Source organism: Protofrankia sp. CiP3 (assembly GCF_917627345.1).
Lineage (GTDB): Bacteria > Actinomycetota > Actinomycetes > Frankiales > Frankiaceae > Protofrankia.
On sequence record NZ_CAKJTM010000012.1, the window covers coordinates 46,628 to 68,269 of the forward strand.

The 21,642-nt window shown below is 67.9% G+C and carries 17 protein-coding genes and 4 pseudogenes; 9 read left to right on the top strand and 12 right to left on the bottom strand.

Annotated features, from left to right (window positions below; translation table 11 throughout):
• From MJ797_RS06990 to MJ797_RS07005, 5 genes and pseudogenes are all read left to right on the top strand, one after another.
• Positions 1 to 211, top strand: a pseudogene (locus MJ797_RS06990) (hypothetical protein); the annotation flags it as partial.
• A 285-nt stretch (positions 212 to 496) separates the two neighbouring features.
• Positions 497 to 787 (top strand): type II toxin-antitoxin system Phd/YefM family antitoxin, encoded by a 291-nt coding sequence (locus MJ797_RS06995; RefSeq protein WP_374403176.1) that lies wholly within the window; start codon positions 497 to 499, stop codon positions 785 to 787.
• Positions 788 to 795: 8 nt separating this feature from the next.
• Positions 796 to 1,068, top strand: a complete 273-nt coding sequence (locus MJ797_RS07000; RefSeq protein ID WP_239332968.1) for a type II toxin-antitoxin system RelE/ParE family toxin — start codon at positions 796 to 798, stop codon at positions 1,066 to 1,068.
• A gap of 449 nt (positions 1,069 to 1,517) precedes the next feature.
• Positions 1,518 to 1,952: pseudogene (locus MJ797_RS27425) on the top strand (toll/interleukin-1 receptor domain-containing protein); the annotation flags it as partial.
• 59 nt (positions 1,953 to 2,011) lie between these two features.
• The gene (locus MJ797_RS07005) at positions 2,012 to 3,322 is read left to right on the top strand and encodes an extracellular solute-binding protein (RefSeq protein WP_239332970.1); all 1,311 of its coding nucleotides are present in this window, start codon (positions 2,012 to 2,014) and stop codon (positions 3,320 to 3,322) included.
• 77 nt (positions 3,323 to 3,399) lie between these two features.
• On the opposite strand, the gene MJ797_RS07010 is transcribed toward MJ797_RS07005, so the two are convergent.
• Positions 3,400 to 4,284, bottom strand: coding sequence for a CAP domain-containing protein (locus MJ797_RS07010; protein ID WP_239332972.1), 885 nt, complete (start codon positions 4,282 to 4,284; stop codon positions 3,400 to 3,402).
• A gap of 250 nt (positions 4,285 to 4,534) precedes the next feature.
• Here MJ797_RS07010 and MJ797_RS07015 point away from each other — a divergent pair, with 250 nt between their 5' ends.
• Positions 4,535 to 5,263, top strand: coding sequence for a class I SAM-dependent methyltransferase (locus MJ797_RS07015; RefSeq protein ID WP_239333035.1), 729 nt, complete (start codon positions 4,535 to 4,537; stop codon positions 5,261 to 5,263).
• Between the two features lie 292 nt (positions 5,264 to 5,555).
• Here the strand turns inward: MJ797_RS07015 and MJ797_RS07020 are convergent, their stop codons facing one another.
• Positions 5,556 to 9,008, bottom strand: coding sequence for a UvrD-helicase domain-containing protein (locus MJ797_RS07020; RefSeq protein ID WP_239332973.1), 3,453 nt, complete (start codon positions 9,006 to 9,008; stop codon positions 5,556 to 5,558).
• A gap of 347 nt (positions 9,009 to 9,355) precedes the next feature.
• On the opposite strand from MJ797_RS07020, the pseudogene MJ797_RS07025 reads away from it, so the two are divergent.
• Positions 9,356 to 10,078: pseudogene (locus MJ797_RS07025) on the top strand (D-alanyl-D-alanine carboxypeptidase family protein); the annotation flags it as partial.
• 521 nt (positions 10,079 to 10,599) lie between these two features.
• On the opposite strand, the gene MJ797_RS07030 reads toward MJ797_RS07025, so the two are convergent.
• From MJ797_RS07030 to MJ797_RS07040, 3 genes are all read right to left on the bottom strand, one after another.
• The gene (locus tag MJ797_RS07030) at positions 10,600 to 11,685 is read right to left on the bottom strand and encodes a YihY/virulence factor BrkB family protein (protein WP_239332974.1); all 1,086 of its coding nucleotides are present in this window, start codon (positions 11,683 to 11,685) and stop codon (positions 10,600 to 10,602) included.
• Positions 11,686 to 11,826: 141 nt separating this feature from the next.
• Complete coding sequence (locus tag MJ797_RS07035) at positions 11,827 to 12,714, bottom strand: SDR family NAD(P)-dependent oxidoreductase (protein ID WP_239332975.1); 888 nt, start codon at positions 12,712 to 12,714, stop codon at positions 11,827 to 11,829.
• Between the two features lie 27 nt (positions 12,715 to 12,741).
• Positions 12,742 to 12,933 (bottom strand): ferredoxin, encoded by a 192-nt coding sequence (locus tag MJ797_RS07040; RefSeq protein WP_239332976.1) that lies wholly within the window; start codon positions 12,931 to 12,933, stop codon positions 12,742 to 12,744.
• Between the two features lie 484 nt (positions 12,934 to 13,417).
• Here MJ797_RS07040 and MJ797_RS26960 point away from each other — a divergent pair.
• Positions 13,418 to 13,594, top strand: a pseudogene (locus tag MJ797_RS26960) (helix-turn-helix domain-containing protein); the annotation flags it as partial.
• A 470-nt stretch (positions 13,595 to 14,064) separates the two neighbouring features.
• Here MJ797_RS26960 and MJ797_RS07050 read toward each other — a convergent pair.
• The gene (locus MJ797_RS07050; protein ID WP_239332977.1) at positions 14,065 to 14,940 is read right to left on the bottom strand and encodes a serine hydrolase; all 876 of its coding nucleotides are present in this window, start codon (positions 14,938 to 14,940) and stop codon (positions 14,065 to 14,067) included.
• A 91-nt stretch (positions 14,941 to 15,031) separates the two neighbouring features.
• Between MJ797_RS07050 and MJ797_RS07055 the strand changes: the two genes are divergently transcribed.
• A complete protein-coding gene (locus tag MJ797_RS07055) occupies positions 15,032 to 16,267 on the top strand; it encodes an NAD(P)/FAD-dependent oxidoreductase (protein ID WP_374581633.1) in 1,236 nt (411 codons plus the stop codon).
• Between the two features lie 94 nt (positions 16,268 to 16,361).
• Here MJ797_RS07055 and mdh read toward each other — a convergent pair whose 3' ends face one another.
• The 6 genes from mdh to MJ797_RS07085 form a co-directional block, all read right to left on the bottom strand.
• The gene (mdh, locus tag MJ797_RS07060) at positions 16,362 to 17,294 is read right to left on the bottom strand and encodes a malate dehydrogenase (protein ID WP_239332978.1); all 933 of its coding nucleotides are present in this window, start codon (positions 17,292 to 17,294) and stop codon (positions 16,362 to 16,364) included.
• Positions 17,295 to 17,472: 178 nt separating this feature from the next.
• A complete protein-coding gene (locus tag MJ797_RS07065) occupies positions 17,473 to 17,904 on the bottom strand; it encodes a DUF3017 domain-containing protein (RefSeq protein WP_239332979.1) in 432 nt (143 codons plus the stop codon).
• 444 nt (positions 17,905 to 18,348) lie between these two features.
• A complete protein-coding gene (locus tag MJ797_RS07070; RefSeq protein WP_239332980.1) occupies positions 18,349 to 18,540 on the bottom strand; it encodes a hypothetical protein in 192 nt (63 codons plus the stop codon).
• Positions 18,541 to 18,815: 275 nt separating this feature from the next.
• The gene (gene purH / locus MJ797_RS07075; RefSeq protein ID WP_239332982.1) at positions 18,816 to 20,492 is read right to left on the bottom strand and encodes a bifunctional phosphoribosylaminoimidazolecarboxamide formyltransferase/IMP cyclohydrolase; all 1,677 of its coding nucleotides are present in this window, start codon (positions 20,490 to 20,492) and stop codon (positions 18,816 to 18,818) included.
• On the bottom strand, positions 20,489 to 21,064 hold the full coding sequence (purN, locus tag MJ797_RS07080) for a phosphoribosylglycinamide formyltransferase (protein WP_239332984.1): 576 nt from the start codon (positions 21,062 to 21,064) through the stop codon (positions 20,489 to 20,491). Before purN ends, purH begins: the two co-directional genes overlap by 4 nt.
• A gap of 93 nt (positions 21,065 to 21,157) precedes the next feature.
• A complete protein-coding gene (locus MJ797_RS07085; RefSeq protein WP_239332986.1) occupies positions 21,158 to 21,634 on the bottom strand; it encodes a helix-turn-helix domain-containing protein in 477 nt (158 codons plus the stop codon).
• Positions 21,635 to 21,642 lie beyond the last annotated feature (8 nt).

Genomic DNA, 21,642 nt, shown 5'->3' on the forward strand with positions numbered 1-21,642 from the left:
CCGGGTGCTCTTACGCGGCATCAAATGTTGGATCTTCAACGCCGAACGGGATGTTCTTCTCCTGCGGGTGCCCGCATGGGTGGGCGAGCACGAAGCACTCTGGCAGCCGATCACCGGAGGCATCGAAGCCGAGAAGACCGCCCTGCGGAAAGATCTGGCCGCGATGGGTATCCAGGCCCACATCTCGACAGCGGGCCCTGGACCTAACTGACCATCACCATCGGACGCTGTAACGTCCTACCGGGTTGTGAAGGGCGCCGGCCGGGTCGAGATACCCGAAGCTGTTGCCCAGGCACACGACCGCGTCGACTTCAACACCGGTGTCTTCGGGCCTGGAGGCGGCTGCCACCGGCACGCGGCGGGCACCGTAGGGCCGCCCCCGCACCCGCCACACACGCCCGGCCGGCGTTCCGGTCGAACTACGCGATTTTCGTGGCGTTGCCTTCTCCCAGACCCCCAGATTCAGGCCTTCGCAAGGCTTGAATTCAAGCTTAAAATGGTGCCCATGCAGACGCTACCGATCTCGAAGGTCAAGGACAGGCTCAACGAACTGGTCGACGCCGCCGCGATCACTCACGAGCAAGTGACCATCACCAAGAACGGCTCGCCGGCGGCCGTCCTGATCGGCGTCGACGAGTGGGAGTCGATCCAGGAGACCCTGTACTGGCTGTCGCAGCCGAGCATCCGCGAATCTCTCGCCGAGGCCACGGCCGACGTGACGGCCGGGCGGGTCTTCGACGAAGCGCAGATCCGCGCCGAGTTCAGCGTGCCCAGGCGCGACCGGTAACGCGCCCGGTGAGCTATGAGGTGGTCTTCACGGCCACGGCACGGCGAGACCTCCAGCACATCCCACCGCGCATCGTGCCAGCGATCATCGAGTTCGTCTTCGGCGACCTCGCGGTCGCACCGCAGCGGGTCGGCAAACCTCTCGAACGGGAACTGGCAGGCACCTTCAGTGCCCGTCGCGGACCGTACCGGGTGCTGTACGTGGTCGACGAGGAAGCGAAGCTCGTGACGCTTCTGCGGATCGCTCACCGAGCCGATGTCTACCGCCCCGGCGGTAGGTAGAAGGAGGTCTGGCCCCGGCTGGGCACCGCGAGTTCGACGACGCTTCGATAGCCGCCGTCACAGCGCAGCCCCAGCCTGAAGCTGCACGCGATGACAAGCCGGCCGGTTCGAGAACCTCTGGTCGCGCCCGCAACCTTCTGCGTGCCGTCTTGCCGGAGGCACGCAAGAACGATCTTTATCGCGCTGTTTGTGCTGGTCAAACAGGATGAGCAATATCGGAACCAACCTTGGGTCGCTCGGGTCCAAAGCGCGCGGCGAGAGCACCGCTGCCGATCGTCGCGTCCCAGATGGGGCGGTCGGCCTTCCTTTGGCCTGTGCCGTGCCAGGGCCGGCGAATCAGCGCGGACGTGCTACCGTGCGCAAATAGATCACCTCATAAAATGTCGCCCCCGACGGGCCGCGGAGCCGCGCTGACGGGGCATTCCTGGTCAGGCTGATGAGGGGGCGATGTGCCTGGCACGAGGCGCTCGGGGGATGGTGCCCCCAGCGGGACCACGGACGCGGAGACCGGCGCGGCCGGCCACTGCGACTTCTTCCTTACCCATGCCCGCGCCGATGTCGAATGGGCGAAATGGATCGCCTGGCAACTCGAGGAGCACGTGCATTTCGACGGTCGGAAGGCGCAGGTTTTTCTCGAAGCCTGGGATATCGTGCCCGGATCGGATCTGGTAGCCAACATCAGCCGCATGCTCGACCGCTCCGACCGGGTCGTGCCCATCCTCTCGCCACACTATTTCGCCGATCCCGGCGATCATGTGTGGCCGGCGGCCTGGACGGGCGACCAGGACCGGCTTCGGCGCATCGTGCCGGTGCGGGTCGAGGCCTGCGTACCTACCGGCCTGCTCCGGACGATCCACTACATCGACCTGGTCGGCATGGACGCCGAGGCGGCCGCAGCGGCCCTGCGCACCAGGATGTCCGACGCCATCAAGGGTCGACTGACATGCCGACGCCGACGGTCAGAACGGCCTGCCGCCTCGCGTCTGCCGCGCTGCTGGCCTGTCTCGTCTACGCGCTGGGAGTCAGCGGTTGTTCGTCGCGGGAATCCGGCGACGACGGCGTCGGGCCGATCACCTTCTCCGGGATCGCCGACCTCACCTACGGCCACCAGGTCACCAACGCCGTCGGCCGCTGGAACCGGGAACACCCGGACCAGCACGTCCGATACATCGAGCAGACCGACTCCGCCGACGAGCAGCGCGCCCAGCTCATCGCGACCGCGCAGGGCTCGCACGAGTGTTATGACGTGCATTCGCTCGATGTGGTGTGGACGGCGGAGTTCGCCCGCGGCCACCTTGTCGTACCGCTGGATGCGCACGAGTCGCGCGCGTACGGGATCAGAAAGGATCTCTTCGTCCCCGCGGCGTGGGCGAGCGGGCGTTACCGCAACCAGCAGTGGGCCGTGCCGTTCCTCGTCAACACCCCGCTGCTGCTCTACCGCAAGGACATTCTCGACGCGGAGCGGCTGCTCCCGCCCACCAGCCTGAACGAGATGATCTCGCAGATCAAGTTGATCAACAAGCGGCGCGCCACCGCCGGCCAGCCGCCGGTCGGCGGCTTCGGCGGTCAGTTCGCCCGCTACGAGGGCCTCACCGTAAACGCCCTGGAAATCATCCGCAGCCTCGGCGGCGACCTCGCCGCGGGCCCCGACACGCCGCTCTCCGAACCCGACGACATCGGCGCGGCCCTGCGCCTGCTCGCGGACGGCACCGAGGCCGGCACCGAGGCCGGCGGCTGGCTGCCGCAGGAAACGCTGACCGATCGCGAGCAGGGCAGCCGAGACGCCTTCACCCAGGGCCAGCTGCTATTCCTGCGCAACTGGCCCTATGCCTACAAACTGGTCACGGCCGCGGGCTCACCACTCGCCGGAAAGGTGGGTGTGGTGCCGCTGCCCTGGAGCGGCGTTCTCGGCGGCCACAACCTCGCCGTGTCGACCTGCTCTCGGCACCGCGCCACCGCTTGGTCGTTCATCAGCTACATGACGACCAACCGCGACATCCAGTCGGCCATGTTCCGCGACGGCGGCTACCCGGCCGCTCTGCTCGCCGTCTACAGCGACCACGAGGACGAGTTCAGCCGAGCGGTCGTCAGCAGCCTGAAGGGCGCCGGCACCCGTCCGATCAGCCCGTACTACGCTGCCGTGAGCGGAACCATCCAGGATGCCGTCCACAGCGTGCTGACCCACGAGCGCACCCCCGCCGAGGCCGTCGCCTTCCTCCAGCAGCAGCTGCCCGATGCCCTCCATGGCGGATAGCCGGTCGCGCCCCTGCTTGCGAATGATGGATGCCGCGGACGGCCGGGGCCGGGTAACGGATTCAAGGCGTGCGGGAGTCAGCGGTCGGCTGGGAGGCCGAAGAGCTGGGTCCAGTAGACGCCGTAGCTGCCGCCGCGGGCACAGCCGACCCCGATCTGGGTGAAGTCCCCGGTAAGGATGTTCTTCCGGTGCCCGGGGCTGTTCATCCAGCCGGCCATCACCTCGGCCGGGCCCGGCTGGCCCGCGGCGACGTTCTCACCCAACATGCGGTAGCGATAGCCGGCCGCGGCGGCGCGGTCGGACATCGTCCGCCCGTCCAGGCTGACATGGTCCATATAGCTGTTGGCCGCCATATCCTCGCTGTGCCGCTGCGCGGCCAGGGCCAGGCGGGGCTCGGACGCCAGCGGTCCGGCGCCGGTCCTGGCGCGCTCGGCGTTCACCAGCACGACCACCTCCGCCAGCGGGCCGGCCAGCGGCGCGGTGTCGTCGTCCACCTGGACACCGAAATCACGGACAAGCCCGGCAAGACCGTCGGAGTAGCCCTGGCCAAGCGCACGGATCTTCCAGGCGCCGCCACGCCGGTAGATCTCGGCGAGGAGAAACACGGTCTCATCGCGTGGCCGGGGCGGTGTGAAGCGCACCAGCGTGGAGCCTTCACCACCGCGGATATCCAGCACCGGCACTGGCAGCTGCCCGAGCGACAGCGCGCTGTCGGCGGGGCTCACGACCACCACCACCCGGCTCGCCCCTGGCCGCAACCGGCCCGGATCGATGGTCACGCTGTCACCGTTCACCGTGGCACCAGGCGCGGACGGCTGGTTATAGAAGACGAAGTCCTGATCCGCCGCGACCTGCCCGTCGTCACCGGTGATGAGAAGCGAGAGGTCGAAAGGGCCGGGCACACGGACCGACAGGACACCACCAGGTAACGGCCGGTTGGCACCGGCAACCAGCTCGATCATGGCAGCTCCCGAACACGTTGCCGGCCTGTGTTGTGCGCTGCCGGTAGGCGGCATCGCCACGGCGCGGATAGGCTAGGTCACGGAAAGGACGTAAAGTCACATTTTGGCCCTGCCACCAGATGTTATTGTGCCCGGCATGGCCGAGCCGGCGTCCCCCTCGCTGGGATCTTCTTCCTCCTCCAATACTCCCACCGCGCTCGACGGGGCAACGTCACAAACCTCGTGCCCAGAGCCGCCGCCCACTCCACCGATGCCGGTGGCCAGCACCTCGGTCAAACGATCGATCAAGCTGTTCCAGGCCTGCCGCCGCGAGCAGGTCGATCCCGCGGGCTTCTACTCGTTGCTCGCCGCGGACTCGGTACACCAGCTCAGCCAGTTCACCTCGCTGGCGGGGTCGGTCGTGCTGGACGTCGGCGGCGGCCCCGGCTATTTCCGCGCCGCGTTCGGGCGAGCCGGGGCCCGGTACTTCTGGGTTGAACCGGATATCTCGGAGATGAGCGCGGGAGGGATCGTGGAACCGGGACGGGTGCTCGGCAGTGCCCTGGACATGCCGTTCGCCACCGCCTCGGTGGACGTCTGCTATTCCTCAAACGTCCTTGAGCACGTCCCCGACCCGTGGCGGATGTGTGCCGAAATGGTGCGGGTGACCCGCCCCGGCGGTGTGATCTTCCTGAGTTTCACCAACTGGCTGTCACCGTGGGGCGGCCACGAAACCTCACCATGGCATTATCTGGGCGGCCACCGGGCGGCGCTGCGATACAAGCGCCGCAGCGGTGTCACGCCCAAGAACCTCTACGGCACCAGCCTGTTCCCGGTGTCGGTCGCCGACGCCCTGGCCTGGGCACGCGGCCGAACCGACATCCAGATCCTCGAGGCCATGCCGAGGTACCTGCCCACCTGGACAAAACCAATCCTGCGGGTTCGGGGCCTGCGGGAGGTCGCCACCTGGAACCTCGCGATGGTCTTCCGCAAACGTTGACAAAACGCTGTCGTTGACAAAGCGCTGTCATCGAACGCATTCCGAAATACGGTTTAAGAGCACCCGACAACGGGCGTGTGGATCAAGGAGAGGGGCTGGGGTGCGTGCCCCAGCCCGCGACGCCGTGTCCCCTGTTGCCGGTCGCTCTCAACCTCGTCGACGACATTGTTCCCGACGGTGTCGTCGACGCGGCCATCGTCACCAGGATTATCGCCATCAGGAGCCAGCCGCACTCTGAACCCCGTGTGTGTACAGGATCGAAAAATGCGCTGGAATCGCACATGGCCGCGGTTCAGACCAGCCGTAGCTGGTGGCCCTGGTTCGCCCGTTGCGGGCGGGTACCCGCCGGACCCGAACGGCGCTGGAGCAGTGGCTCACCGAGAACGTCCAGAAATGGTGACGGCCGTGTCTCGATGGCTGTCCCACCCCGGCCGCGGCGAGCCGCCTGGGTGAGCACGAGCCGCCCCTTGGCCCGGGTCATGCCGACGAACAGCAGCCGGCGCTCCTCGGCGTCCCCGCCGCCGTCCCCAGCGCTGGGACCCGCAGCGTTGACAGCTGTCGGCGAGGAGGCACCCGCCCAGCTCAACGGCAACAAACCAGCCTCGCAGCCAATAATGATCACGAGACCGAACTCCAGGCCCTTGGATGCGTGCAACGTCAGCAACGAGATCCGGTCCGCACGTGGATCAAGAGTGTCGACCTCCGCGCCGAGCGCGATCTCTGACCGGAACCGCTCCAGATCATCCCCGCACTCGGTGGCGAGAGAGGTCAGGATGTCGAGCGCGTAGCGGATCTCGATCTCGCCAAGAACCGGCTGGCCAGAGGCTGGCAGGCCGGTGGTGACGGCCGGCGCGGGAGAAGCGTCGATCATCTCCTGTGCGGCGGCACGCACCCTCGCGAGGACGGACCACCGCTCCGAGGAGTCGCCTTGGCACTCGTCGATGAGCTCCAGCAGACGCCCGACGCCCGGCGCGTCGGCAAACCGGTTGTGGGAGCGCCGCTGGAAGGGAAAACCGTGGCGGTCCAGCGCGTCCATCACCGGCCGGGCCTGGCGAGCCGTGCGGTAGAGCACCGCGATGTCGGCGAAGGAGAACCTGTCCTCACCGGTCCCGTCCACACCGAGGTCGAGCGCGTGAAAGGAGGTGCCGCCCAGCGCCTGTTCGATGGTGCTCACGACGGCCGCGGCCTCCTCGGCCTCGTTCGAGGCTCGATGTAACAGCGGCCGCGGGCTTTCTGGGTGGGTGCCGACCGCCGCGAGCGTTCGGCCGGGGACGAGCGTCGCCGGTTCGATCAGGCGGACGGCGGCATCCACGATGGCCGGCGTGGAACGGTAGTTACGGGTGAGCGAAACCACCTGGGCGTCGGGAAAGTCCTCTCGAAAACGCAGGAAGAATCCCACATCGGCGCCGCGGAAGGAGTAAATGGCCTGGTCCGGGTCGCCGATCGCGCACAGGTTCGCGGCAGGCCGGTCAGCCGCCGCGCCAGCTGGTCCCGTACCGGCGGAACGACCTGTCAACATCGTCAGTAGCACGTACTGCAGCTCGTCGACATCCTGGTACTCGTCGACCCAGACATGCCGCCAGCGCGCCTGGTAGGAGGCGGCCAGGTCCGGTCGCGCCCGCATGGCGACCACCGGCAGCCCGACCAGGTCGTCGAGGTCCACCAGGCCACGCGCGCGCAGTGCCTCGTCGTACCGCCGGGCCGGGCCTGCCAGCTCATGGCCGGCCAGCTCATGGCCGCTCGACGGAGTGCCGAGCGCGCACGCCCGGCGGAACCCGGCCAGCTCGCGCCGGACCCGTTCCAGGCTGCGCACGCCCGTGACCGTCCCGGCCAGCGCCTCCCGCAGGATGTGGGCGCAAGTCGCGTCGTCGGCGATACGGACGTCCGCGCCGAGGCCGAACAGCTCGTGGCAGTCCTGGACGATCCGCAGGCCCAGGCCGTGGAAGGTGGTGGCGAGGATGCGGGGCGCCGCCTCGCCGGCGAGCGCGTCGAGCCGCTCCCGCAGCTCGGTCGCGGCCCGCCGGGTGAAGGTCACCGCCAGGCACTGTTCAGCGGGCACGCCCTGTTCCCGGACCCGGTGCGCGATCGAGTGGACCAGGGTCCGGGTCTTGCCGGTGCCGGGTCCAGCAATGATCAATAATGGTCCCCGGATGACCGCGGCCGCCGCGCGTTGTTCGGCGTCGAGACCGGCCAGGATCGACGATGCGGCCGGGCCGGCGCTCGCCCCCGCGCCGGCCGGGGCGGGGGCCGCCGGAGCCACGGCTGTGGGCACGCTCCTGGCCATGCTCTTGGCCGCGCTCTTGGCCACAGTCCTGCCCGCGGTCGGTACGACCGACGGCGCCAGCGCGCTCCGCTCCGCGCGCCGGGTGCCACCTCGCGCGGTACGGGTAGCGCCGGCCGGGCCACCGGCGTCCTTCGTCGCCTCCGGCCTGCCGGCCTCCGCGGTGGGTGTGCTGGGTGCGAGGTCGAACAGCGTGCCCGCCTGGGAGGTCAGTTCCTTCGGGTCGAACAGCCGGATGACCCCGTACTCGCCGTCATAGCCGGCGTCGCGGATCACCTCCTCCCGGCGCAGCCGCCGGATCGCCTCGACCAGCACGGACGAACCGACCTCGGCGATGGCGTCCAGCGGGACCTCACCGAGGATTGCCAGTTCCGGGCCGAGGCGGGTAGTGAGCGTGGTGACCTGCGCGGCTACCGCCTTGCTCTTCGGGCCGACCCCAAGGATCTCCCCGACGACCTCGGGCAACGCGACCAGCGAGCGCACCTCTCCCGCGGTCGCCGGGCGCACGCCATCGCCGCGGTCGGCCAGCGCGTCCACGCGGTGCAGCACACCGACGGTCAGTGGGCGCCCGCACTGCGGGCAGCGGCCGTCGACCTCCCGGGTCTGGCTCGGTTCGAAACGCACTCCGCAGTTGCGGTGACCGTCAAGGTGGTACTTGCCCTCTTCCGGGAAGAACTCGATGGTGCCGGCGAACCCCTCCCCGCCACGCAGCGCCGCGCGGATCGCGAAGTAGTCGACATCGCAGGTGAACGCGGTCGCCTCCCGGCCGAGCATGGGCGGGGAGTGCGCGTCGGAATTGCTGACCAGCCGGAACCGGTCGAGCCCGGACACCCGCCAGAACATCGGCGGGTCCGCCGAGAGACCCGTCTCCAACGCGAAGATGTTGTCCGCGAGGTCGAGATAGCAGTCCTCGATCGCGTCGAAGCCGGACTTCGACCCGAGAACGGCGAACCAGGGGGTCCACACATGCGCCGGCACGAGGTAACAGTCCTCCCCCGCGCCGAGCGTGATCTCCAGGAGGTCACGGGAGTCCAGCCCCAGGATGGGACGCCCGTCCGCGGCCAGATTGCCGATCTTCGCAAGACTCGCGGTGATCCGGCCAGCGGCGTCGGTGTCCGGGGCGTAGAGGAGATGGTGGACCTTGCGGGTCCGCTCCCCCCGCTTGTAGATCGTGGAGATTTCCGTGGACAGCATGAACCGGGCCGCCTGCCGACAGGACGCGGGCAGCGTCCGCAGGACGTCCGCCTCGAGGTCTGGACGCAGCCGGAACAGGCCGGGCTCGGCCGGCACGAGCTTGGTGGCGATCTCCTGCGACCATACGGGATGGGTGAAATCGCCCGTACCGACCACAGCGATCCCCTTGCGTGCCGCCCACCAGGCCAGATGCTCCAGGTCGCAGTCCCGGCTGCATGCCCTGGAGTACTTGGAATGGATATGCAGATCTGCAAGAAACCGTGAGTTCACAGAAATGTATGTTGTCGCATCGCCGCACCCGCACATGCGGCCACCCCGCTCCACCGGCGGCGGGGCACGGATGGGACACCACCCGTCCGGTAGCTCCGGGACCGCCGGGCCAGCCCCAGGCCGCGCAGATGGGCACTTTCATGATCCTAAAATCAAGAAAACGGACCATGCGGCCCGAGCACGGGAGCAGGCCAGCCACGAACCCCGCCGGTGCGACACGGCGAGCCATCCACCCACACCCAACAGTGACCGACAGTAATCTTCATCAGGTGCCTCTGACTCGCGGACGCCTGCGCACGGCACCTTCCGTCCTGCTGCTCGTCTCCCTGGTGACGGGGCTGACAACCATGTTCCCGACCGCGGCGGGAGCCGCCTCGGCACCGAGACCAACCAGCACGAACCTCCTCGGCGGTCCGGAGCTGGCGAGCGATGCCGTCGTGGTCGGTCCGCGTGCCTCGTCGCAGCCTCCCGAAACCACCGCCGCGAGCTGGCTGATCGCCGACGCCGATAGCGGCGCGGTCCTGGCGGCTCGAGACGCCCACGGTCCTCACCTGCCGGCGAGCACGCTCAAAATCCTCACGGCGCTCGCGATACTGCCGCGGTTGTCACCAACCCAGGAAGTGAAGATCAGCGGCGCCGCCGCGTCGGTCGATGGAACCCGGGTGGGTCTCGTCCCAGGCATGACCTATACGGTCGCGGAGCTCGCCACGGAAATGATCATTGCTAGCGGCAACGACGCCGCTGTCGCGCTCGCCGAAGCCGCTGGCGGCGCCGCCACCACGATCGCCCTGATGAACCGCACCGCGGCCGAACTGAACGCGCGCGACACACAGGCCGGAGATCCCAGCGGCCTGGACGCACCCGGACAGCGGACATCAGCATACGATCTTGCATTGCTGGGCCGGGCCGCGCTTGCCAGCCCCATAGTCAGCCGGTTCCTGACGATCCCGCGGGCGACCGTCCGTGGGCGGAGCGGCACATCGTTCCAGATCCAGAACCATAATGAGCTCCTCACCTCATATTCAGGAACCATCGGCGTCAAGAACGGCTACACCGCCGCGGCGGGAGCGACCTACATAGGCGCTGTCCGGCGAGGTGGCCACACCCTCATCCTCACGATGATGCGGGCAGCCCCCGCATATGCCGCGGAGGCCAAGGCGCTGCTCGACTGGGGATTCGCGAACGTCGACACAATCACCCCGATTGGGTATCTTGTCACAGAAAGCGATAAAATTCACAATGTCGAAATGTTTCCAGCCGGGTCAATCGTGGACGGCCCGCGGCCACTGATCACTTCCAGCGCTGACCCGGGCATCCGAAGCCGCAACGCTGTTGGGGACCGGAATTACCCGGGGAACCAGACAGGGCGGCAGGACAGCCACGACCGCGGGATAGGGACGGTGACGTGGATCGCCATCGCAATCACATGCGCGGTGGGGCTGCTCACCCTACGCCGGCGGCTTGCCCGCCATCGCCTTTTCTCGGGCATCGGCACGTTCCCCGTCGACGCACCGCCCGGCATCGCGATCCGGCCGTCCTTGCCCCCCTCCGGCCCGGAAAACATCTCCGGATCCCGTGTCCGGCTGCTGCCTCATCGACGAGGCGGGGACGAAAGCGGAAGCCTGGCAGCCGCTCGGGGCGTCGAGCCCGATGGCGGCCCAGCGCCATCCGCATCTCCGCCGGGAACGTTCCCGGCAGGAGCATCCGTACCAGGAACGGCTACGCCGCCGGGGGCATCCGTGCCGGGGGCAACCGTGCCGGCGGTATCCGCGGTACCCGACGGCGCGACATCGGAGGAGTAAGGCGCGGTGACCGTCCACGCCGCGACCAGCAGCGTCCAGCGCATCATGATATTGATCCAAATCAACAAACCGACAATCACCGCGAACGTCCCGTAGACGGGGTTTCTGGTCGTCATGCCCACCAGCCAGGTCGCGAGGACCTTGAGGCCCTCCACCCCGATCGCGCCACACAGCGCCCCCCGCAACGCGCGGTCACGATCGGTGCTCAACGGCAACCAGAGAAACAGACAGAGGAAGAGCGCCACGTCCAGAGCCAGCGCGACGGCAACAGCGAGCAGCGAGGTCACCACCGCGGCCGTGGTGCTGCCAGCCAGCCCGATCCAGCTCAGGAACGTCCCTGACACCGAGGTGGCAACGCTGGTCACCGCGATCGACACGAACCCGATAAGACCGAGCCCGGCCAGGACGCCGATATCTTTCAACCTGCGTGTCACCACATTTCCGACGTCTACCGGCTGGTGCCACACGATCCTGATCGCGTCCCGCAACGCGTCGATCCATGCCAGCCCGGCCAGCAGGAGACCGAACAGACCGAGCAGACCGACGCCGACCTTCGCGTTGCCGATGCTGGCGATGTCCAGCTTGTCCGCAAGCCCCGGCAGATAGCTGTTGATCTGTTTGGTCATCCCCCGCTGGACGTCCGGATAGGCATCAACCACGAAGCCCGCGATCGAGAAGGCCAGGGCGACCAGCGGAAAGAACGACAGGAACGCGAAGTACGTCGCGGCGGCCGACAGGCGGTCGCCACCGTCAGCGGTATACCGGCCGTAGGCGCGGACAGCGTGGTCGACGCAGGGCCTATGCCGGCGCACGGCTCCCGCCGCGCTGGACGCCTTTCGGGCACCGAAACGGACCGCTCTGATCGGATTGGCCACTGCTGCTCAGTACCCGCTCACGCCGCGGCTGTCACGCCGGGGCCTGCCCGGAGCTGGCCCGCGGCCTCCTCCCTGCCCGGCCTCACCGTGCCCCGCCAGGCCCAATCGCTCCCAACCAGTCCTAATCGGTCCTAGCCATGCCTAACTGGGCTGGTCAGCCTGGTAGGACGCACCGGCGTAGGCGGCCTGCTGGGCCAGTTCCCATCCTTCGGGGAACTGGATCGCGACCCGTCCCAGGGTGCCGCCATCCGTGCTCGGGAAGCAGACCCCGGACATGTAAGCGGACTCGTCGCTGGCCAGATAGAGCGCGGCGTAGGCGTTGTCAAGCAGGTTCGGTGGACGGCGCAGCTTCAGCGGCATCGGGGCGTGGTCCGGGTTCCAGGGCCCCATGACCTCCTCGTAGGACTTGCCGAGCACCTCGGCGTCCGGCGGCAGACCGAAGTTGACGGACATGCCGTGGGTCGGGCAGATGGCGTTGACCCGGATGCCGTAGGCACCCAGATCGAACGCGGCACCCCGGACGAGCGCGTTCACCCCGCCCTTGCTCGCGGTGTAGATCGTGAACTTCGGATAGGCGGCCAGCGATGACGCCGATGACGTGACCACGATCGTCCCGCCGCCGCCCTGCGCCTTCATCGCCCTCGCGGCATGCTTGATGGCGAAGAAGACGCCCTTGAGGTTCGTGTCATGGACATGCGTCCAGCTCTCCTCGGTGGTGTCCTCCAGCGCGACCGTTCCCTGGCCAGGCACCGTGACCCCGGCGTTCGCGAACATGACGTCCAGCCGGCCGAACTGCTCCACCGCGGCGGCCACCGCCGCGGCCACCTCGGTTTCCACCGTGACGTCGGTCCTGATGGCCAGCGCCTGGCCGCCCCGCTCGCCGATCAGGCCCGCGACGTCCTTCGCCCGCCGTTCGATGATGTCGGTGACGACAACCGTGGCACCTTCACGGGAGAACAACAGCGCGCTCTCCCGGCCCAGACCCGACCCGGCGCCGGTGATGACGACAACTTTGTCTTCCAGTCGCACCTGAACTCCTCGGAAAAACGAAAGAGGTTATTCGGATAATGAGATCGCGCGTTCGGGACAGGCCGCCGCCCCATCCCGCGCCTGCCGCTCAAGGCCCACGGACACCACCGCGTTCGCGATAGTGCAGTAGCCGGAATCGTCCAGCTGGTAGACATCCGGCCCGTCGGCGTTGCAGCGGCCGTGCCCGACACACAGCGAAGGATCAACCTGGACCCGCATGCGGTCCTCCTCAGTGCAGGTGAGGCTTGCGGAGACGGGACAGCGGTGCCCGGCCGGACGCGCCGCCATCCGCCGGGAGCCCGGATCGCGCGCCATCGGCCTGCCACCGGCGCCGTGCCGGGCAGGGACACGCGGTGCTCCTGGGGCCGCGGACAGCGATCAGATCCGGCAGCGGCGCCGCCGGACCGGCGATCGCACACCGCTCCCGGGCAGCTGCCATACCCTGTGCCTCTTCTCATCCGGATGGCATGTCCCGCCATCGAACTGTCGCACACCTCACAGTGGACAAATGATCATCAACTGTCAAGATATCGACGCTATCCAGAGATGCCGGAAACAACGCGATCCACGACACCCAAAATGATCATCAAAGCGATCGGTTCGAGACGTTCTCCCTGCCGCCGGAGACCGCGCCGCCGGCTTGTCGATCGACCTGACGGACGGCCAGCCCGGCACGCGGGCACTGGTCGGTCATCATGGTTGAGTGACCCCGGACCCCCGCTCCCGACGCAGCTCGGCGACTGTCCGCTCGCTGGTCCTGGGCGCGGCTCGGGAGCTGTTCGATACGTACGGCTACGAACAGGTGAGCACCCGGGAGATCGCCGCCCGCGCTGGCGTGACCCAGGCGCTGGTGTTCCGGCACTTTGACACGAAGGCCAACCTGTTCGTCGAGGCCGTCTACCGGCCCTTCTATGACTTTGTCGCCGAGTATGTACGGCAATGGATCGAGCGCGGGCATGGCACAAGGAGCGCCGAACAGACCACACTGGACTTCGTCGGCGGACTTTACGGGTTACTTGTCAACAACCACAAACTGCTGCTGGCGCTCCCCGGGGGGCCGAACGGAGGCTCACCCGAACTGCGCAACCGCGCCAGCGCGTTTCTCCAAGAGGTCTTCGACGAGCTGGAACGGGAGATCGAGACCGAGGTGACCATGCTCGGCGCCCCTGTGGTCGACGTGGCGTTGGCCGTCCGGTTCACCGTAGCGCTCGTCTATGGCACCGCTGTGTTGGATGACGTGCTGTTTCCCGCCGGCCAGCGGCACCCGGGCAGCCAGCGCCTCGTCGAGGAGCTGGCCGGATTCGTGATCCGCGGTGCCGGCCGCGTGGGCCCACCGCATGGCCATGCCGGTTACAGCGGCCTGGCCACCGGCTCCTCGGCACCGGCGCCGGCAGCGGCACCAGCGCCGAGCGCCGCCACCACGTCGTCGGACAACGTGGGCCAGGCATCCACCGCCCAGGAGCCGAACTCACGGTCGGTCAAACAGGCACAGGCGGCATTCAACGCCGGATCAACCCAGAGAAAAGTTCCGCTCCGACCGAAATGACCGAAGGTCCCGGACGAATTTGCACCCCCCGTCCAGTGGGGCTGTTTTCCGCCGCGGATCTCGAAACCGAGCCCCCAGTCGTTCGGGTCGCGCACGCCGAAGCCGGGCAGTACCCCGGCGAGCCCCGGAAACGCCACCGAGGTCGCGGCCGCGAATGTCGGCGGCGCGAGCAGGCGCGGAGCCAGCAGCTCACCGGCAAAAACAACGAGATCGGACAGGGTGGACGACACCCCGTAGGCCGGCGAGCCCCGCAGCTCGGACGCTGTCATGCCCAACGGCCCGAACACGGCTTCGGCGAGGTACTCACCGAACGCGATTCCGGACGCCCTTTCCAGCGTTTCACCGAGAACCTCGATGCCCGTGTTCGAATACACCCGTCGCGTCCCAGGGCGGGTCACCGTCCGGGTGCCGGAGAAGCCCAGGCCCGAGGCATGGGCGAGGAGATGGGCGACGGTCGAGCCCGGGGGGCCGGCCGGATCGCCCAGGCCGAGGGCTCCCTCCTCCACTCCGATCAGGACGGCATAGGCGGCGAGCAGCTTCGATACCGATGCCAGCCGGAAGGATCTGTCCATGGCGCCGACCGATCCGCGTACCGTGACGCGGCCGGAGGCATCGCGTACCAGGACGGCAACGGCCGCGTTCTCGACCGGCCAGGAATCCACCTGCACGAGGGCATCCACGTGCCGAACTGTACGAACCCGGGCCGCCTGGTGCGCGCCCGGCTCGCTGAGACACTGGGCGGATGTGGCAACACCGACACCTCCCGATGCCATGACCACGCACTCACGCGGCGTCCCCGCGGCGGCCGATCCAGGTGTTCCGGTCGGGCGCTCCGCCATGGTGGACCTGCTCATCCTCGGCGCCGGACCAGCGGGCTGCGCCGCGGCGCTGCGCGCGCTGCAACTCCGTCCGGATGCCCGCGTGGTGCTGTTGGATGCCGCGGCCTTCCCCCGGGACAAGGCCTGCGGTGACGGCATCGCCCCGCACGGCCTGGACGTCCTGCGTGCCCTCGGCGTGCCCGATGCCGTTGCGGGGTACCCGTCAGTGGATCGCATGCGGTTGCGGACACCTGGGGGCGCGGAAGTAGCCACCCCGTCCCAACGAGCGAACTACGTGGTTCCCCGCAAGATCTTTGACGCACGGCTCGTCGCCGCCGCCCGTGCTCGGGGTGCGGTGCTCCTGCGCCAGCGCGCGCGGTCCGTCGTGACCGGTGGCACCACGGACGAGCCAGTGGTGATCGTCAACGGTGACCTGAGAGCACGGGTGGTGATCGGTGCGGACGGCGCCAATTCGATCACCCGGCGGTCACTCGGCATCGGGCCAAACCCACCGGAGGCACTTGCCATCGCGGTCCGGGGGTACGCGGACGCGCCGCATACCCCCGGACCGCCAGAACAGCTCATCGAGATGACCGACGAGGGCTGGCCGGCATATGCCTGGTCGTTCCCGATCGGCGACGGCCGCGCCAACATCGGCTATGGGATGTTGCGATCGAAACTCGCCGCACTGCCCGGCGACACGGACGGCCGCAGCGTTCTGCACGGCACCCTCGCCCGGATGCTGCCCGAGCAGCCAGCGCATCCGGGAACGCTGCGCGCCCACCATCTGCCCATGTCGACCTGGCGGCCCCGCCAGCCCGATGGCCCGGTGCTGCTCGCCGGTGACGCCGCATCATTGATCAATCCGCTGACCGGGGAGGGAATCTACTACGCGCTGCTGTCCGGCTCCCTGGCTGGTGCGGCCGCCACGACCGCCACCCCAGCCCAGGCCGGCGCGGTCTACCGCCGGGCGCTCGACCGGGAGCTTGGCCGGCATCTACGCCACACCGCCCTGCTGGCCGGGCTCGCCGGCCGCCGTCGAACCCTCATGGACTCAGCCGTGCGAGCCGCCGGCCACCGCACCGAACTGTACGACAACCTGATCGAGATCGGCCTTGGACGGGGGACGATCCCGACCGCCTCCGTCGCACGTCTCGCCCTACGCAGGATCATCCCAACGCGGCCGTGACGCACCGCGGAAAATCCATCCAGCAGCGCGATCGCTGCCCCTTTCGCGCCGCTGGCGGCCAAAAATATCAAAACCGAAATATCAGAACCGGATACTACAGACTGGCCACATCCGCCTGCTTGACCCGCACAGCCTCGGCCGCGGTGACGAGCGCGGCTTTCTCCGCTGCCGAGAGGTCAATTTCCACGACCTTCTTCACACCCCCGCGGCCTATCTGGGCGGGCACGCCGAGATAAACACCGGAAATACCGAACTCACCGTTCACCCAGGCACACACCGGCATGACCACGCCGGAGTCCTCCGCCACAGCCTTCACCATCCGAGCGGCGGCGGCGGACGGCGCGTAGTAGGCCGACCCGGTTTTGAGGAGGGCGACCACCTCGGCACCACCGTTACGGGTCCGCGTGACCAGATCATCGATCTTGTCGGCGGGCAGCAATTCCGCGAGCGGCCTGCCGTCCACCGTGCACTGGGACGGAACCGGCACCATGGTGTCGCCGTGCGAGCCCAGGGTGAGGGTCTGTACCGACCTCACCGGCACCCCCAGCTCCACCGCGACGAAGTTGCTGAAACGAGCGGTGTCGAGCATTCCGGCCTGACCGATGACCCGGTTACGGGGAAACCCAAGGACATTCGCGGCGAGCGCGGTCATCTCGTCCAGCGGGTTGGAAACCACCACGACGACCGCGTCGGGTGAAGATTTCGCGATGTTCTCCGAAACCTGCCGGACAATCTTCGCGTTGACCTCGATGAGGTCCATCCGGCTCATGCCGGGCTTGCGGGGCAGGCCGGCGGTGACGACCACGACGGCCGAACCCTCAGTATCGCCATAGTCGTTTGTTCCGATCACCGTGGTCTCGAAATTCTCGACTGGGCGCGACTGATTCAGATCGAGAGCGATGCCCTGGGGCTTGCCCTCGATAATGTCGGTCAGGACAACCGTGTCGAAAATGTCGTACTCGGCGAGGCGCTGCGCGGTCGTGGAACCATAGAAACCGGCTCCGACCACAGTCACTTTCCCAGCCATCGGCTGTCAGCTCCCCAGCTTCTCGATGATAGCGTCGGCGCGCTCCGCCGTCCCCACCGCGGTGGAGCCGTACGGGTCGGCTTCAGGTCGTAAGCGACACTACGCCCTTCCGCAATGACCAGCCCGCCCGCAATGGCCGGCGCGACGGCCTGATCCAGCTTCCCCGCCGCTCAGCTGCTCAGCTCCCGGGTGGCACCGTGAGCGTCACAACAATGATCATCAATCCGAACGCGCCGAGTGTGGTGACATCGAACGCCCTGCTCCGCGCCGCAAGTAGCCCCACCCGCCGAGTCGGCAGCACCGTCCGCAGAAACGCACCGGCAAGCAGCACCGCCCCGAGGCCGACCAGGCCCTGCCGCCAGTGACCAGCCACGACGAACAGCAGGGCGAGACCGACAGCGCCGAACATGCCGGCGAAGACCGGCTCCCGCCGCAGCCATGACCGCCATCGCGACACGGACTGGCGGTGCCGCAGACTCATGACAGCGTGGCCAGCACACGCCCGATCAGCCGTCCGATGCTCGCTCGCCTCCCACCCGTACGCGGGAGCCGGCCCGCTCACCCCCGACCATAGACGCAGGTGGGAAGCGGCGCGAAAAATCGTGATCACACACTGATCGATTTCCCAGCTCACGGCGAGAAGTCACTGTCCGGCTACCGGCCCGCGTGCGACGCATCGAGAAGAATGTGCCTGGCGGGCGCGGAAGTGGCCTACGCACAGCGTAGAAACCCCACCAGGCATCCTCAACCTCACGATCGCCGCACCGGATTCACAATCGTACGGACCCCCCGGGCGCGGACACCGTGTGCAACTAGGGCAGACTTCCGCCGCAAGTCCCCGGAGTGGGAGGGAGCGGGCCGTGGCAGACGAAACGCCACACAGCAAGAAACTGCAGGAGCTGATGTTCCGGGCTTGGGAGACCTTCGGAGATGCCCGACATCTCGACAGCGACGACCGGGTGTTCGTCCAGGCTCTCGCACGGCAGACGGCAGACAGGATCTCGGTCCTGTATGGCGCCAGCTGGCGGGATGCACTGGACTGGGTTGCGCAGCGTTACGTACCCAACGACGACGCACCCGGTGGTTCCATCCTGGCGTCATCGAACGGCAGCATGTCATCGAATGGCACCACGTCGTCGAACGGCAGCATGTCATCGAATGGCACCACGTCGTCGAACGGCACCACGTCGAACGGCACCACGGCGAGCGCGCGACGAAGCGTGGCAGCGGCGGAGTCCACCTCCATCTTGTGAAACGTTGGTGTCGTCCGGCCAGTCACAGCTGACCCGGACGGCGCCAACGAACAGGCACACAGCAGCTCCATCACCACGGTGTGGCCGGGCTTCACGGGCTTCGGACGCCGACATTAGAGCGACCGGCAACAGGGGGACGCGGCGTCGCGGAGCTGGGGCACACGCCCCAGCCCGCTCCTTGATCCGCACCTCTGCTGCCGGGCGCTCCAGATGAACAACGATCATCCGAATAACGCCTGAATAACGCCTGAATAACGCCCGGATGACGTCAGTGCGCGAAGTGGCGGACGCCGGTGAAGTAGAGCGTTATCCCCGCTTCCCGCGCGGCGGCTATTACCTGCTCGTCACGCACGGATCCACCCGGTTCGACAACCGCACGGACACCGGCGTTGATGAGCACCTGCAAACCGTCCGGGAAGGGGAAATAGGCGTCACTCGCGGCCACGGCTCCCTTCACCCTGTCACCGCCACGGCTCACCGCGAGCATCGCGGCATCCACCCGGTTCACCTGCCCCATACCCACGCCGATCGTTGCGCCGCCCAGGGCGATCAGAATCGCGTTCGACTTGACGGAACGGGCTGCCTTCCAGGCAAAAACAAGATCATTTAGCGTTGCCTCATCGGCAGGCGCGCCAGCCTCCAGTGTCCACCCCGACGACCCGTCGCCAGTCGTGTCCAGCACGTCACGGGACTGCAGCAACAGCCCACCGGAGATCTGCCGCATTTCGACCCCGTGCGGATCCATCGGCAGCGGGCACTCCAGCAGCCGGATCGAGGGCTTGCGGGAAAGGATCTCCTCGGCGCCTTCAGCGTAGCCGGGCGCCACAACGACTTCGGTGAATATCTCCGCGATCTGTTCGGCCAGGGCGACGCTGACGGGCCGGTTCGTCGCGATAACCCCGCCGAAAGCGGACACCGGATCGCATGCGTGCGCCTTGCGATGAGCATCGGCAACGTCGCTGCCGATGGCCAGGCCGCATGGGTTCGCGTGCTTGACGATGGCCACGCATGGCTCGTGGAAATCACCCACGGCGCGCCGGGCCGCCTCCGCGTCGGTGTAGTTGTTGAACGACATCGGCTTGCCGTGCAGTTGCCGGGCACCCGCGAGCCCAGGCCCGCCGTCATCCGCCACATACAGCGCGGCCCGCTGGTGGGGGTTCTCGCCGTAGCGCAGGACCTCCGCCCGCCGCCAGACCGCCGCTACCGTGTCCGGCCAGCCCGACTCGCGGGCGATCTCATCGGGCGCCAGAACACCGGCGAACCACGACGCGACCGCGACGTCGTACGCGGCGGTGTGCGCGAAGGCGCGGGCGGCAAGCCGGCGCCGCGCCGCGAGCTCGAAACCACCAGCCCGGATCGCGGCGATCAGCTCCGGATAGTCCGTCGGGGAGACGACCACGGCCACGGAGTGATGGTTCTTCGCCGCGGCGCGAATCATCGCCGGCCCGCCGATATCGATCTGTTCGATCGCCTCGTCCTCGGATGCGCCGCCCGCGACCGTTTCCCGGAACGGATAGAGGTTCGACACAACGAGGTCGAACGGCTCAATGTCGAGTTCCGCGAGCGCCTTGGCGTGCTCGACGTCGCGCAGATCAGCGAGGAGGCCGGCATGCACGCGTGGATGCAGTGTCTTGACCCGTCCGCCGAGGACCTCGGGGAAACCGGTGAGGGTGCTTACGGGCGTCACAGCCAGGCCATGGCGAGCGAGCACCTGTGCGGTGGATCCGGTGGAGACGACCTCCACCCCGGCATCGGTGAACGCGTCCGCGAGGTCCGGCAGGCCGGCCTTGTCGTAGACGCTGACCAGAACACGGTGGATGGGACGCCGGCCGGTGGTGACCAGCGCCCCGCCGGCTGATGGTGCCTGCTCGGTGTGCGGGAAGGCCCCTGCCCCAGCCGTCGAGTCACCGGCGGTGGAGGCCTGCTGATCCTGTGTGGACGTCATGTCCCCTCCTCCGACCGGATGATCCGGCCGATTGTCTCCACGTACAGGACACGTTCCACCGCCTGGATGCGGGTACGCAGAGTTTCCTCAGTGTCGGACTCCCCCACCGCTACGACCGCCTGCGCAAGGATCTGCCCGGTGTCGACGCCCTCATCCACCCAGTGGACCGTCACTCCGCTGACCTTGACGCCGTACGCAAGCGCGTCGGCGACGGCGTGCGCTCCCGGGAACGCGGGCAGCAGAGACGGATGCGTGTTGATCGTCCGAAAGCGGGCGATCACCTGTTTGTCCAGAATTTTCATGTAACCAGCGAGCACCAACAGATCCGGAGCGTATAGGGAGATCCTCGCCGCGGTGGCCGCGTTGAAAGCGGCTCTGTCCAGCGCGTCTTCCAGGCGGACGACGAACGACGGGACGCCGGCCGCCACCGCCCGGTCCTGTGCTCCAGTGCCGTAGCGGTCCGCGCCCACGGCAACAACTTCCGCGCCGAAATCTGGATCTCTGCACGCGTCCAGTACAGCCTGCAAGGTGGTACCCACCCCGGAGGCGAGAACAACCAGTCGTGCGGGCACGGAACTCTCCGGTACGACAGGTCGGCGGTGGACGTATGACCGTTCCGACTGTACTGAGGTCTACCGGCCCGCGCGCATCAACCGCCCGCCCGGTCACAGGACGGCCTCGGTCGCCCCCCTCATCGTCGGTATCTCCGGATCCGGACACGGATCCTCCCGCTCAACGCGGTAGCCCGCGGAACCGGGCTCGCGAGCCGGCCCGCCCACAGCATCGTCACAACCAGTATCGAAACGGCCGAAATCCTCCCCGTCAAGAAGGTCGCCGGGCCGGCAGAGATACAGCTCGGCGAGCCGCACGAGCGTCTGGGTCGACGGCGCCCGCCCACCTCGACCGGGCCAGACCTCCCAGTAGGAGAAGGATTTTCCCGTCTTCGAGAGACCTTCCCCGGACCACCGTGCGTTCCATCGGCGGGCTGCCTCCTCCTGCGTCCAGCCGTGCGCGAGCCGGAAGGCGACCCGCGCGTTCAGGCGATAGCGATGCTGCCACTCCAGGGCGATGCGCCGATAGGACCAGCCGAGTGCCCGCAGGCGCCCCGACTCAGCCCGCAGCCCGGCGACGCTGACAGCCATGGCGACCT

What these genes read in the sequence shown, in the direction of transcription:
- MJ797_RS06995 (WP_374403176.1), top strand. Translation starts at nt 497, where the DNA reads ATGGTGCCCATGCAGACGCTACCGATCTCGAAGGTCAAGGACAGGCTC.
- MJ797_RS07005 (WP_239332970.1), top strand. Translation starts at nt 2,012, where the DNA reads ATGCCGACGCCGACGGTCAGAACGGCCTGCCGCCTCGCGTCTGCCGCG.
- MJ797_RS07010 (WP_239332972.1), bottom strand. Translation starts at nt 4,284, where the DNA reads ATGATCGAGCTGGTTGCCGGTGCCAACCGGCCGTTACCTGGTGGTGTC.
- MJ797_RS07015 (WP_239333035.1), top strand. Translation starts at nt 4,535, where the DNA reads ATGCCGGTGGCCAGCACCTCGGTCAAACGATCGATCAAGCTGTTCCAG.
- MJ797_RS07040 (WP_239332976.1), bottom strand. Translation starts at nt 12,933, where the DNA reads ATGCGGGTCCAGGTTGATCCTTCGCTGTGTGTCGGGCACGGCCGCTGC.
- MJ797_RS07055 (WP_374581633.1), top strand. Translation starts at nt 15,032, where the DNA reads ATGACCACGCACTCACGCGGCGTCCCCGCGGCGGCCGATCCAGGTGTT.
- mdh (WP_239332978.1), bottom strand. Translation starts at nt 17,294, where the DNA reads ATGGCTGGGAAAGTGACTGTGGTCGGAGCCGGTTTCTATGGTTCCACG.
- MJ797_RS07070 (WP_239332980.1), bottom strand. Translation starts at nt 18,540, where the DNA reads ATGGAGGTGGACTCCGCCGCTGCCACGCTTCGTCGCGCGCTCGCCGTG.
- purH (WP_239332982.1), bottom strand. Translation starts at nt 20,492, where the DNA reads ATGACGTCCACACAGGATCAGCAGGCCTCCACCGCCGGTGACTCGACG.
- MJ797_RS07085 (WP_239332986.1), bottom strand. Translation starts at nt 21,634, where the DNA reads ATGGCTGTCAGCGTCGCCGGGCTGCGGGCTGAGTCGGGGCGCCTGCGG.